Origin of the sequence: Xenorhabdus japonica, from assembly GCF_900115195.1 — a bacterium.
GTDB classification, from domain to species: domain Bacteria; phylum Pseudomonadota; class Gammaproteobacteria; order Enterobacterales; family Enterobacteriaceae; genus Xenorhabdus; species Xenorhabdus japonica.
On record NZ_FOVO01000027.1, the window covers coordinates 37,401 to 51,240 of the forward strand.

Consider the following 13,840-nt stretch of genomic DNA (forward strand, 5'->3'; position numbering starts at 1 on the left):
ATGCGTCAGGCTGGTTTTTTATGGGCTGACTTTTCATGAATTACCTCCTCCACGCTGTGATAGAGTTCGCTGCCACGGGAACGGAATTCTTCTGACATCTGTTCCATACCCGATTCCTGTTCCAGTTTTGCGGCGTAGTTGCGCACATCCTGCGTAATTTTCATTGAGCAGAATTTTGGCCCACACATGGAACAGAAATGGGCAACTTTGCCTGATTCTTGTGGCAAGGTTTCATCGTGATAGGCGCGGGCGGTGTCAGGATCCAGAGCCAGATTGAATTGATCTTCCCAGCGGAACTCAAAACGTGCTTTTGACATAGCATTGTCACGGATTTGAGCTCCCGGATGACCTTTGGCAAGATCCGCCGCATGTGCTGCGATTTTGTAAGTAATCAAACCTTGTTTGACATCTTCCTTGTTGGGCAATCCGAGGTGTTCTTTGGGGGTGACATAACAAAGCATGGCACAGCCAAACCAGCCAATCATGGCGGCTCCGATGCCAGAGGTGAAATGGTCATAACCGGGGGCGATATCGGTTGTCAGTGGCCCTAAGGTATAAAAGGGGGCTTCGTGGCAATGTTCCAGCTCTTCTGTCATATTGCGGCGAATGAGTTGCATTGGGATATGCCCCGGCCCTTCGATCATGACCTGAACATCGTATTCCCATGCGATTTTAGTCAGCTCACCGAGCGTGTGCAGTTCTGAAAATTGTGCTTCGTCATTGGCATCCTGAATTGAGCCGGGACGCAATCCATCCCCCAAAGAGAGGGAAACGTCATAGGTGGCACAAATTTCACAGATTTCGCGGAAGTGGGTGTAAAGGAAATTTTCCTTATGATGGGAAAGGCACCATTTCGCCATAATTGAGCCGCCACGGGAAACAATACCTGTCAGGCGCTTGGCAGTCATTGGTACGTAACGCAGCAATACTCCCGCATGAATAGTGAAATAATCTACGCCCTGCTCAGCTTGTTCCAGCAAGGTATCGCGGAACATCTCCCATGTCAGGTTTTCCGCAATGCCGTTGACTTTTTCCAGTGCTTGGTAAATCGGTACAGTACCAATCGGAACAGGGCTGTTTCGCAGTATCCATTCGCGGGTTTCGTGGATGTAGCGTCCGGTAGAGAGATCCATCACGGTATCTGCACCCCAGCGGGTAGACCAAATCAGTTTTTCCACCTCTTCTTCGATGGATGATGTGACGGAGGAGTTACCGATATTCGCATTCACTTTCACCAAGAAATTGCGCCCAATAATCATTGGCTCAGATTCAGGATGATTAATGTTGGCGGGAATAATCGCGCGACCAGCCGCAATTTCTTGGCGAACAAATTCCGGTGTGATGTTTTCCGGTAAATTGGCACCGAAACTTTGTCCTGCATGTTGCTGGAGCAAGACTTCACTGCGGATACGCTCGCGCCCCATGTTTTCGCGCAGTGCAATAAATTCCATTTCTGGTGTGATGATACCTTGGCGCGCATAGTGTAATTGAGTGACACGTTTGCCCGGCCTGGCTTTCAGTGGATGCGAGCGGTTGTGGAAGCGCAGGTGATCCAATCCTGCATCGGCAAGGCGTTGCTGGGTGAAATCAGAACTGAGTACTGGAACAGGTTCGGTATTATTGCGTTCATCAATCCACGACTGGCGGATCTTATTTAAGCCTATTTGTACATCCAGTACGGATGTTGGATCACCATAAGGGCCAGAAGTGTCATAAACGGGAATAGGCTCGTTTTCCTCAAATCGGGGATTTTCTTTCGTGCTACCTATTGTTGATATGGGAGAAAGTAATGTGGGAGAAAGTTGGATCTCACGCATCGGGACTTGAATATCTCGGCGTGAACCTTCAAGGTAAATGCGCTTTGAATTGGGAAAAGCCATTCCTTGAATGGAGTTGATAAACGCTTGTGCCGCATCTCGCTGAGCCTTACGTGGCCTTACTGGATGGGCTTTAGGCGAAATATCAGCCGTTGGAATAATGGGGTTGGAAATAGTGGCATTTGAAATAGCGCTATTTGAAATAACGGTATCATTGGACTTAGACATAGCAAATTCCTGACTGTGTTATCGCCTATCTCATTGCTGAACAGGCTTAAGTTGAGAAAATTGCTTGTCTGGAGCTCGCAGGGAGTAATGGTTGGTTCTGACTAGTATTTGTACAAGGCATTGGCATAAATGTACGATAATACTGGCAGTGGGATGATTACTCTTGTTCCCTTCGCGGATATTAGCCCGATCAGGTTCTGCGGATCCCGAATTAACGGTCTCAGCCTGTGTTCATCGTGTTATACGCTGAACGCTAGGCACTCCGACAAGAAAAAAACACCCTAAAGTATAAAGGGGATGGTGAAAACTGCAACCGGAAAACTTGCACTCTTTTTAAAGCAACCAATTCAATTGGTTCCACCCACGAATTTCTGCTTCTGATTGCAATTTCTTATCTGCATTAACCGTAAATACTTCATTGGCAAATAAACACATTGGCAAATCATTTATTGAGTCTGTATAAAATTCAATGTGCTCAGGCGATAAATTCTGTTTTTCGAGCCATTGCTGCAAGCAGGCAATTTTGCCTTCACGGAAGGTCGGAATTCCGTGAATCTCACCCGTATAGCAACCTTCTTTCATCACCATATCAATGCCCATGGCTGTCTGTATGCCAAAGGCTGACGCGATTTTCTTGACCACGAAAGAAACCGTCGCAGAGATAATAATGACAGGGATGTTCTGTTGCCGGTAAATATCCAGTTGTTTTTGGGCTGCGGGATAAAAAATAGATTTGATTTTGGTTTCCACAAAATCGGTTAACCAGATGTCTATTTGTTCAAAGGGAATTTGTTTGAGTGCTTGTAAACTGAATACCAGATATTCCTGCATATCCAGCTTTCCCGCACAGTAATCAGACATCATTTTTTGATCTGCTTCTATAAAACGAGAGTCGGTAATAATTCTTTTTTCCCATAGATATTTCGTCCAGAGGCGGCCGGAATCCCCACAAATCAGTGTTTCATCCAGATCAAATACAGCGATTTTTTTTGACATTATTGTGATTCCTAATTGAGAAAGGGTATTCAGAAACAGGGTTAATATAACAAGATTGAAGACGAAAGAAGATGAAAAAGGAGTATGCTTTATTCGTGTTGATTTTGAACAACATATAATGGAAATAATCACACAACCTATGACGGAACAGAGACAAATGACGCAACAAAAACTGACAGGTACAGAACGGGGCTGGTGGATTGTCAGTCTTGAGAATCAGGTTTGGCTGCCACAAGGAGAATTACCTTCAGGCACTGCCAATCAATGGTCATTGCAGGGTCATATGGCGTTGCCCATCGGCGAGTGGTTGGGGGAAACGGTTTGGCTGATTCGCCATAGAATGACTTCAAATATGTCTTCCCCCCGTTTAATTGCTGATCGGGATGCCAAATTATTTCAGATGGTAGGACGCGGCGTCCAATTGGCTGAGTTTTATCGTTCGCACCGTTATTGCGGTTACTGTGGTCATGATATGCAGCATAGCCAGTACGAATGGGCCTGTTTATGCAGCCATTGCGAAGAGCGTTATTATCCACAAATTGCGCCCAGTATTATCGTGGGTATCCGGCGTGATGACCATATTCTTTTGGCACAGCATCAGCGTCACCGCAATGGCATCCATACCGTGCTTGCCGGTTTTGTTGAAGTGGGGGAAACGCTGGAAGAGGCTGTACATCGTGAAGTGATGGAAGAGAGTGGAGTTAAGATCTGTAACTTGCGTTATGTTGCTTCCCAGCCGTGGCCTTTCCCGAATTCATTAATGACAGGTTTTCTGGCTGATTATGAGAGTGGTGAAATCAAGGTTGATCCCGTCGAGCTTATCAGTGCAGATTGGTTTCGCTACGATAAACTTCCCCTGATTCCTCCCCCTGATACGATTGCTCGCCGTCTGATTGAGGATACAGTTGTATTATGTCGTCAGCAGTGATGTTAATTGATCAATGAATTGTGTATAAAAATGAGAGCTACCTTGTGTTTTGTATCAGGTTCCGATATCCATACCAAAACGGGTAACTCTCAATCACTTAAGATTCAGTGGCTGATTAAGGCTGTTTTTGTTCCTTCAGGCCCCGGTTTTTCAGCATAGGTTCAATACTCGGTGGCTTACCGCGCCAGTTGATATACAGCTTTTCTAAGTCTTCACTATTACCACGTGACAACACCTTATCGCGGAAAAGTTGGCCATTCTCTGGTGTCAGGCCTCCGTGTTCGGTAAACCAGGCAAAAGCATCGTCTGCCAGCATTTCGGTCCACAGATAAGCATAATAACCGGCAGCATAGCCGTTACCCCAAATGTGTTTGAAGTAGCTGGAACGATAACGCGGCGGCACGTAGCTGATATAGATGTTATCTTGTTGCAGAGACCCGGCTTCAAACTTATCCACGTCCTGCTGTGGCTGATCAGCGGTCAGCATATGCCAGTGCATATCCAACAACGCGGCTGACAGCAGCTCAGTCATGCTATAACCTTTGTTGAATTTGTCAGCCTTATTGATCTTATCGACCAACGTCTGCGGCATTGCTTCACCGGTTTGGTAATGCTTGGCGTAATGGGCAAACACCTTGGGATCACGCGCCCAATACTCATTAAATTGCGATGGGAATTCCACAAAATCACGGGCGGTATTGGTGCCGGACAGGCTCGGATATTTCTGATCAGCAAACATGCCGTGTAAGGCATGCCCAAACTCATGGAAGATTGTGATCACGTCATCATACGACAATAGTGCAGGTTGGCCCGGCGCAGGTTTGGTAAAGTTGGCGACGTTGTAAATCACCGGTTTGGTTCCGATGAGCTTTGACTGATCGACAAAATTACTCATCCAGGCTCCACCACCTTTGTTGTCGCGCTTAAAGTAATCGGTATAAAACAACGCCAACGGTTTCCCGTCTTTATCGAAAACTTCATACACGCGGACGTCGGATTGATAAACCGGGATGTCTTTGCGCTCTTTAAAGGTAATGCCATACAGCAGATTGGCGGCATAGAATACGCCATTATTCAGGACGTTATTCAGCTCGAAATACGGCTTAATCTGTGATTCATCCAAATCATATTTTGCTTTGCGTACCTGCTCGGCATAAAACGGCCAATCCCAGGCCTCCAGCTTGAAGCCCCCTTTTTGCTGATCAATCACCACCTGAATGTCTTTAGCTTCTCGCTCAGCGCGCGCCGTTGCCGCAGGTACAATATCACGCAAAAATTTCAACGCGGCTTTAGGCGTTTTTGCCATCTGATTTTGCAGTTTCCACGATGCATAATCCGGGAAGCCCAGCAGCTTAGCCTGTTCAGCACGGATCTTCGCTAACCGGGCTAAGGTTTGACGCGTGTCATTATCGTCACCTTTCTCGGCTCGGATCCACGATGCCTCAAATAACGCTTTACGCGTATCGCGATCTTTCAGGTCTTGCAGACTCGGTTGCTGGGTAGTGTTTTGCAATACCAACAGCCATTGTTTGTCTAGCTTACGCTCACTGGCAGCCTGCGCAGCCGCGGCAATTTCGCCATCAGACAGTCCGTTCAGTCTGGCTTTATCTTGAATCGCCAGTGCGCCATTTTTGGTTGCCGCCAGCAATTTGTTGCTGAACTGGGTACTGAGTGTGGCCGCTTCCTGATTCAAAGCCTTTAACTTTGCTTTATCCGCATCAGACAAGTTGGCTCCCGCTAACTCGAAACTTTGATAAGTAACCTCCACCAATCGGTGTGATTCCGGATCCAGATTCAACGTCCCGCGCTGCTGGTAAATGGTTTTGATACGGTTGAACAGTTTACTGTTCAGCATAATTTCATCATTCATCGCCGCCAACTTTGGTGCAATTTCTTCATCCAGTTTTTGCAGCTTGTCAGTGGTATTAGCTGACGTCATCGCTCCAAATACGTTCATCACCCGTGTCAACGTTGCGCCCGATTTCTCCAGCGCGATAAATGTATTTTCAAAGTCAGGCGTGGCAGGATTATTGGCGATCTTCTCTACCTCCTTCAGTTTTTGTTTAATACCGGCAGCAATCGCGGGTGCATAGTCTGTTTCTTTTATCTTATCGAACGGGGGAGCCTGGAACGGTAGTACACTCGAGTAGAAGAAAGGGTTTTTGTTCTTGTATTGCTGTTGATTAGCTTCACCAGTCACACTCATCTCCTTTACCTGATCACTTGATATGTTCGTGTGATCAGATCCCAGTTTATTTTCTTTGGCCTGCACTTGAGTGCCTAGTGCCAAGCCAATAGCTAATACTAAAGTGGATAAACGCATCAATAGAAACTCCTCCATATAGGTTTAATAGGTTATTTATCAACGAAAATGACTTCATAAGCGCTTTGATACAGTCAGTTAACTACAGGCAATTAATTTACAGTCAATTAATTAACGTAAACTAATTCATCCAACGATTAATTGAAGAGCGCGAGCAATGAAGGGTTATGGCAACGTGAGAAACGGCATTGCCTTCATGTAACGCATGTGTTACATGAATGTAGCATAATGAGAGCGATGAGCCGGTATGCATAGTCCTTGTTCTGGGTTTTGTGACTCTGTACATAAATTTTTTCATCTGACGCCGGGATTGGTACTTGACGTTTATTTATTGGGGGGCACGACGGAAGTTCGGCTTCCGACGTGATATCATGCGGGCGCTTTTTGTTGATAATCAAGGGAGCTTGTCATGAATGCGTTGAAAAACGACCGCTATCTGCGTGCCTTATTACGTCAGCCTGTCGATGTCACACCTGTATGGATGATGCGCCAAGCTGGCCGATATTTGCCTGAATATAAAGCGACACGTCAGGAAGCGGGGGATTTCATCTCGTTATGCAAAAATACCGAATTAGCCTGTGAAGTCACACTTCAACCCTTGCGCCGTTTTCCACTGGATGCGGCAATCCTGTTTTCGGATATTTTGACGATTCCCGATGCGATGGGGCTGGGGCTTTATTTTGAAACGGGTGAGGGGCCACGTTTTCATTCTCCGATCCAAAATCATGCTGATGTAGAAAAATTGCCTGTACCTGATCCAGAACTGGAATTGAGCTATGTGATGGATGCCGTTCGTGCGATCCGCAAGGCGTTGACAGGGCAAGTTCCTCTCATCGGGTTTTCTGGCAGCCCGTGGACATTGGCAACTTATATGGTTGAAGGCGGAAGCAGTAAAGCGTTCACTAAGATCAAGGCCATGATGTATGCTGAGTCTGCCACATTGCATCTGCTACTGGATAAATTGGCAAACAGCGTTATTCTATATTTGAATGCGCAAATAAAAGCGGGCGCTCAATCTGTCATGATTTTCGATACTTGGGGAGGCGTTTTGTCCCAGCGCGATTATCTGGAATTCTCCCTGCAATATATGCATAAAATTGTTGATGGGTTGATCCGCGAACATGAAGGGCGGCGGGTGCCTGTTACCCTGTTTACCAAAGGGGGAGGGCAATGGCTTGAAGCGATGGCAGCAACCGGTTGTGATGCTCTTGGCCTGGATTGGACGACGAATATTGCTGATGCACGTCGGCGCGTTGGCGATAAGGTCGCTTTGCAGGGCAATATGGACCCTTCCATGCTGTATGCTCAGCCAGCACGAATTGAAAAAGAAGTTTCGACAATTTTACAAGATTTTGGTGTGGGCAACGGGCATGTTTTCAACTTGGGGCATGGCATTCATCAGGATGTTCCACCAGAGCACGCAGGTGCATTTGTCGAAGCAGTACACAGACTTTCAGCAAAATACCACCAATGATTCTATGATTAAAACAAAAGCATTGTGTCAGGAACAGATAGAAAAATCGCGGCAGGTTATCCGCCATGATGCTTTTTCTACATCTTTTACGCCAAAGTTCATTGCGGGTGCTGATGTTGGGTTTGAAGAGAGCGGTACGGTGACTCGTGCCGCAATTGTGGTGTTGCAGTATCCTTCACTAGAATTGGTCGAATATCAAATTGCCAGAATTGATATGGTTCTTCCCTATATCCCCGGTTTACTCTCATTTCGTGAATATCCTGCACTGATGGCTGCATGGCAAAAATTAAGCTTGCGGCCTGATTTGGTGATGGTGGATGGTCAGGGCATTGCCCATCCTCGGCGTTTTGGTGTTGCTAGCCATTTTGGCGTATTAGCGGATATTCCAACAATTGGAGTGGCAAAAAGCCGTTTGTGTGGCGAGCATGCACTGGTAGGAGAGATTCAGGGAAGTCGTCAGCCGTTGATGGATCATGGTGAACAGATTGGTGTCGTATTAAGAAGCAAAAAAAGATGTAAGCCACTCTATATTTCCCTCGGTCATAAGGTCAGTATTGACAGTGCGGTATTTTGGGTTGAGCAATGTATGAGGGGATATAAGCTGCCTGAACCAATCCGTTGGGCGGATGGGATTGCCTCAAATAGACCGTTTTTTAAGCAATCAATGCAGAAAAATCTATAATTTTGGCGGAAAAGTGTGGATATTCTTGATTTTCAGGTAAACTTCGACGCAAATTAGGCATTATGAGTAACGACCAATGTTAAGAAATCCGATCCACCTGAGGTTGGAGAAACTCGAAAGTTGGCAACATTTGACTTTTATGGCTAGTCTATGTGAGCGAATGTACCCAAATTATCAGGTGTTTTGTCGCCAAAGCGAGTTTATAGATCCCGTACAATATCGACGCATTTTGGATCTTGTGTGGGAAGTATTGGTCGTTAAAGATGTAAAAGTAAATTTTGATAATCAGCTGGAAAAATTGGAAGCCATTATCCCATCATCAGAAGATTATGATATTTATGGTGTGTACCCAGCGATTGATGCGTGTATTGCATTGGGTGAAGTGATTCATTCTCGTCTGAGTGGCTCGACGTTAGAGCATACAATAGCCGTCAGTGAAATATCTATCCGTACTGTTGCCATGCTGGAAATGACGCAGGCTGGTAGGGAAATGACTGAGGATGAGTTGAAAATATTACCTGCCATTGAGGAAGAGTGGGATATTCAATGGGAGATTTACCGTTTATTGGCAAATTGCGAAGAACGGGACATCGAATTAATTAAAGGATTAAAGGCTGATCTCCGTGAGGCGGGGATTAGTAATATCGGCATAAATTTAGAGCAATAACTCATAAAACGTGACTTAATGCTTGATTTGCCGCATTTAAAGGCTTCACTTTTGCCCTCACTCTGTTCTACATTGGGGGGCGAAAAGAAGTGGCTATCGGTGCGTGTATGCAGGGGTGCTGTCAAATCGGCATATCCGTCGCACTCGATGCTTTGCAAACGATAAACACACTGTAAGGATAATCTATGAATAAGACCGAATTAGTTGATGCAATTGCAGCAGGTGCAGATCTGACTAAAACTCAGGCTAAAGCTGCCCTGGAATCAACTTTAAATGCAATCACTGAATCCCTGAAAAATGGTGATGCAGTGCAATTGGTAGGCTTTGGTACTTTCAAAGTTAACCACCGTGCAGAGCGCACAGGCCGCAACCCACAGACTGGTAAAGAAATCAAAATTGCAGCAGCAAACGTACCTGCTTTCTCTGCTGGTAAGGCATTGAAAGACGCAGTTAAGTAATCGTATTGCTAAAAAAAATAAGAGGGGGAATTAAACCCCTTTTGTTGATTCTACAGGGGCTGTTAGCATTAGGGATCATCTCTTTGCTCAGCGCCTGTTCGATTCAACCAAAAACACCTCTTTTCAGCGCCAGTGGTTTTGTAATCGACAGCGGCGTTGTACGTTTATGGCGTTTGAATGATCAAAACAGTAAGCCTCAGATTATCATGAGTGTTTACAGTCCTTATCATAATAATCCTTACCATAATAAAGATATCCGCAATCAAAATATCCATATTGAAGATACTCATAATAGAAACACCATAGTGACTTTCTACGAATATCGTCATGGTAGCTTGTGGCAAATCCGCCGTAGTGTGCTTGATAACCCTCCAATCGCAGAAACGTTACGTATCGACCAAGATAACTCTGTCATTTTTAAACTGCGGCAATTGCAAAAACGTAATGAACCGTTATCCGATGATGATATGGTTCGTCTGAAATCTGATGCTAAGCAGATAGAGAAAATTAGTGGCGCTTTAATTGCAAATAAGGTTGAGTTATTACAAGGGCACTGGCTGAATGGAAAAGTGACTACCTGTTCAGGAAAACAATCATTCATTGAGTTTGAGCCTCATGATCAGAAGTGGCTCGGAGAAAGGAGTAGTAACAGCCCCGCTTTGCTGACTATTGCATGGCTGGATTCGCCTAAAGGAAAACAGCTATTGTTGGTCGCCAATGATGATTTTTGTCGTTGGGAGCCGACGAAAGATAAGCTGTAATTCTGTACTTCCGTCGGTTTGGTTGATCTATTTTGGGAACTATTTCAAACGGGCAATTGCCCGATAGCCAATATCTTTACGATAAAAACAGCCTTCCCAGCTAATTTGTCCAGCTCTCAGATAAGCTTTTTTTTGGGCGTCCGCAATATCACAACCTAAAGCAGTAACACATAAAACACGCCCGCCCGCAGTGATAACATTTCCGTCCTTAAAAGCTGTTCCAGCATGAAAGACCTTTTCATTTATATCTGATTCACTGTTATCTGATTTCTGTACCAATCCACTAATAACATCACCTTTGGTATAACTAGCCGGATAGCCTCCCGCTGCCAGCACTATCCCTAAGGCAGGGCGTTCGTCCCATGCAGATGTTTTTTCGTCTAACAGGCCTTGGACTCCTGCAAGGCACAATTCGACCAAATCAGAGCGTAGACGCATCATGATAGGTTGAGTCTCAGGATCACCAAATCGACAGTTAAATTCGATCACTTTCGGTTCACCCTGTTTATCAATCATCAATCCCGCATAAAGAAAACCAACATAGGTATGACCTTCTGCTGCCATTCCTTTCACGGTAGGGTAAATGATTTTTTCCATCACACGCTGGTGGATTTCATCCGTTACTACCGGCGCTGGTGAGTAAGCTCCCATTCCTCCAGTATTCGGCCCTGTATCTGCGTCACTCACGCGCTTGTGATCTTGACTGGTTGCCATAGGAACTACGTTTTTGCCATCCACCATGACAATAAAACTGGCTTCTTCCCCATCCAGAAATTCTTCTATGACAATACGATGCCCTGCATCACCAAACGCATTACCAGCCAGCATATCTTTGACGGCGCTTTGTGCTTCTTCCATGGTTGTGGCAACTACGACGCCTTTACCCGCTGCGAGGCCATCGGCTTTAATGACGATTGGTGTGCCCATTTTTTCCAAATACGCCAGTGCGGGGGCAATTTCTGTGAAATTTTGGTAGGTTGCCGTGGGTATATGATGGCGAGCAAGGAAATCCTTAGTAAAAGCTTTGGAACCTTCCAATTGGGCAGCCGCTTTGGTTGGGCCGAAAATAGTCAGCCCTGCCTGCTTGAAAGTATCAACCACACCGACAACCAGTGGAGCTTCAGGCCCTACAATAGTTAGGTCAATCTTATAGTCTTGGGCAAATGCTAGCAATCCTTCAATATCTGTCGCGGCAATGTCCACATTTTCTAAATTTGCTTCCAATGCAGTACCCGCATTACCCGGTGCGACATAAACCTTGTTTGCCAGAGGTGACTGTGCCGCTTTCCAGGCTAATGCATGTTCTCTTCCGCCACTGCCAATAATCAATATGTTCATCTGAGGCTCCTATTAATAAGGCAGAGGTTGTTAATGGCGAAAATGACGCATGCCAGTGAAAATCATGGCAATACTGTGTTCATCGGCGGCAGCAATTACTTCATCATCACGAATGGAACCACCTGGTTGGATAATACAGCTCACTCCTACAGCGGCTGCGGCATCAATACCATCCCTGAATGGGAAAAATGCATCTGAAGCCATGGCACAGCCCTGAACTTCCAAACCCTCATCTGCTGCTTTAATACCAGCGATTTTGGCAGAGTAAACACGACTCATTTGCCCAGCTCCAATGCCAATGGTCATATTATTCTTGGCATAAACAATAGCATTAGATTTGACGAACTTAGCGACCTTCCAGCAGAACAGGGCATCTTGCATTTCTTGTTCCGTTGGCTGACGTTTGGATACAACAACCAGATCACTTTCTGTCACCATGCCTAAATCTCGATCTTGTACCAGCAAGCCACCATTGACACGTTTGAAATCTAAGCCGGCAATAGGAGAGTTCCATTCACCACATGCCAAAACGCGGACATTTTGCTTGGTTGCCAGAATTGGCAGAGCTGCTTCATTAATAGAAGGAGCAATAATGACTTCAACAAACTGGCGTTCAATGATGATCTGAGCGGTATCGGCATCTAGTTCACGGTTAAACGCAATAATTCCCCCGAATGCGGAAGTAGGATCGGTCTTAAAGGCGTGGTCATAGGCGGTATGGATGTCAGTGCCAATCGCAACGCCACAAGGATTGGCATGTTTAACAATGACGCAGGCAGGTTCAAAGAAGGTTTTGACGCATTCCAGTGCGGCATCAGTATCTGCGATATTGTTATAAGAGAGTGCCTTGCCTTGCAACTGGGTTGCTGTAGCAATTGAAGCCTCCGCGATTTGTTCTTCTATATAGAAGGCTGCGTTTTGGTGGCTATTTTCACCATAGCGCATATCTTGCTTTTTAATGAAGTTCAGATTTAACGTGCGAGGGAAGCGCCCTGATGGTTGATCAGTTTCGCCATGATATGGCGGAACCAGTTCGCCAAAGTAGTTAGCGATCATGCTGTCATATGCGGCGGTATGCTCGAATGCTTTAATGGCTAAATTAAAGCGAGTGGATTGTGTTAGTGAATTTTGGTTGTTATCCATATCCTCAATAACTTTGGCGTAATCTTGGCTATTAACAACAATCGCCACATCTTTGTGATTTTTGGCAGCGGAGCGAACCATTGTCGGGCCGCCGATATCAATATTCTCTACGGCATCCTCCAGAGAGCAATCTGGTTTTGCCACGGTTTGAGCAAAGGGATAAAGGTTAACGACTACCATATCAATCGGCGAAATTTGATGTTGTGACATCACTTCGTCATCCTGCCCACGCCGACCCAAAATGCCGCCATGAACTTTGGGATGCAGTGTTTTGACGCGTCCATCCATCATTTCGGGGAAACCTGTGTAGTCAGAAACCTCAGTGACATTCAATCCTGCTTCGGCCAGTAGACGAGCAGTGCCACCCGTTGAAAGCAGTTCGATACCACGACTGGATAAGGCTTTGGCAAATTCAATAACTCCCGCTTTGTCAGAAACACTTAGCAGGGCACGACGGATTGGACGAAGCTGTTGCATTGGTGTGATCCTTCGAATTTCATAAAACAAGAATGTGTTATTGGGGAAAATCCACTGATTTATAGAAAAAATGGTTTCTGCAATAACATTTCAAAACAATCTGAAAAAATACTTGGTGATTTTTCCTTCGCAGATTGTAACGAAAACGTTTGCGTGATGCCCGATAAATTTTATTAAAATATTGCCCTGTGTATAATTGTGTGCGTAACTTGGTATAAATAGGGGTTTTGCTGTGTGATTAATCAAATGATAATTTTTTTCAAAAAAACTATTGCCAGCCGCCGAAAACTCCCTATAATGCGCATCCGTTGTCACGACAAACACACAGACCTGTCGGGATGACAAAGTGAAAGGCCCTGAAAAATAAGGCTTGACACTGAAGGCAAAAAGCGTAAGATACGCAGCCTCGCAACCCGGAAGAGCCTTCCGGTTGCACCCGCTCTTTAACAAATTAATCAGACAATCTGTGTGGGCACTCGCAAGACCCTATCCACGCCGAAAGGCGAAAACGATACCAAGTCTTGAAGAGTGACTGAGCAGTTAATTCA

The 13,840-nt window shown here is 45.4% G+C and carries 11 protein-coding genes and 1 riboswitch; of the genes, 6 read left to right on the forward strand and 5 right to left on the reverse strand.

Annotated features, from left to right (window positions below):
• Window positions 1-5: 5 nt before the first annotated feature.
• Both thiC and BM135_RS11285 read right to left on the reverse strand, forming a co-directional pair.
• Window positions 6-2,045, reverse strand: a complete 2,040-nt coding sequence (gene thiC, locus BM135_RS11280; protein WP_092519820.1) for a phosphomethylpyrimidine synthase ThiC — start codon at window positions 2,043-2,045, stop codon at window positions 6-8.
• A 150-nt stretch (window positions 2,046-2,195) separates the two neighbouring features.
• Window positions 2,196-2,320, reverse strand: a riboswitch (TPP riboswitch).
• A 58-nt stretch (window positions 2,321-2,378) separates the two neighbouring features.
• Entirely contained in the window at window positions 2,379-3,041 is a 663-nt protein-coding gene (locus tag BM135_RS11285) for an HAD family hydrolase (RefSeq protein WP_092519821.1), read from the reverse strand.
• A 157-nt stretch (window positions 3,042-3,198) separates the two neighbouring features.
• Here BM135_RS11285 and nudC point away from each other — a divergent pair, with 157 nt between their 5' ends.
• Window positions 3,199-3,969, forward strand: coding sequence for an NAD(+) diphosphatase (gene nudC, locus BM135_RS11290; RefSeq protein WP_092519830.1), 771 nt, complete (start codon window positions 3,199-3,201; stop codon window positions 3,967-3,969).
• Window positions 3,970-4,084: 115 nt separating this feature from the next.
• On the opposite strand, the gene dcp is transcribed toward nudC, so the two are convergent.
• The gene (dcp, locus tag BM135_RS11295) at window positions 4,085-6,292 is read right to left on the reverse strand and encodes a peptidyl-dipeptidase Dcp (protein WP_092519822.1); all 2,208 of its coding nucleotides are present in this window, start codon (window positions 6,290-6,292) and stop codon (window positions 4,085-4,087) included.
• Window positions 6,293-6,701: 409 nt separating this feature from the next.
• On the opposite strand from dcp, the gene hemE reads away from it, so the two are divergent.
• From hemE to BM135_RS11320, 5 genes are all read left to right on the forward strand, one after another.
• Complete coding sequence (hemE, locus tag BM135_RS11300; RefSeq protein ID WP_092519823.1) at window positions 6,702-7,766, forward strand: uroporphyrinogen decarboxylase; 1,065 nt, start codon at window positions 6,702-6,704, stop codon at window positions 7,764-7,766.
• Between the two features lie 4 nt (window positions 7,767-7,770).
• Entirely contained in the window at window positions 7,771-8,448 is a 678-nt protein-coding gene (gene nfi / locus BM135_RS11305; protein ID WP_217644298.1) for a deoxyribonuclease V, read from the forward strand.
• Between the two features lie 76 nt (window positions 8,449-8,524).
• Complete coding sequence (locus BM135_RS11310) at window positions 8,525-9,115, forward strand: YjaG family protein (protein WP_092519825.1); 591 nt, start codon at window positions 8,525-8,527, stop codon at window positions 9,113-9,115.
• Window positions 9,116-9,300: 185 nt separating this feature from the next.
• Window positions 9,301-9,573 (forward strand): nucleoid-associated protein HU-alpha, encoded by a 273-nt coding sequence (hupA, locus tag BM135_RS11315; RefSeq protein WP_010848914.1) that lies wholly within the window; start codon window positions 9,301-9,303, stop codon window positions 9,571-9,573.
• A gap of 47 nt (window positions 9,574-9,620) precedes the next feature.
• Window positions 9,621-10,334: a DUF1481 domain-containing protein gene (locus tag BM135_RS11320; RefSeq protein ID WP_175486110.1), complete on the forward strand. Its 714-nt coding sequence runs from the start codon at window positions 9,621-9,623 to the stop codon at window positions 10,332-10,334.
• A gap of 39 nt (window positions 10,335-10,373) precedes the next feature.
• Here BM135_RS11320 and purD read toward each other — a convergent pair whose 3' ends face one another.
• Entirely contained in the window at window positions 10,374-11,672 is a 1,299-nt protein-coding gene (gene purD / locus BM135_RS11325; RefSeq protein ID WP_092519826.1) for a phosphoribosylamine--glycine ligase, read from the reverse strand.
• A 30-nt stretch (window positions 11,673-11,702) separates the two neighbouring features.
• Complete coding sequence (purH, locus tag BM135_RS11330; protein WP_092519827.1) at window positions 11,703-13,292, reverse strand: bifunctional phosphoribosylaminoimidazolecarboxamide formyltransferase/IMP cyclohydrolase; 1,590 nt, start codon at window positions 13,290-13,292, stop codon at window positions 11,703-11,705.
• Window positions 13,293-13,840 lie beyond the last annotated feature (548 nt).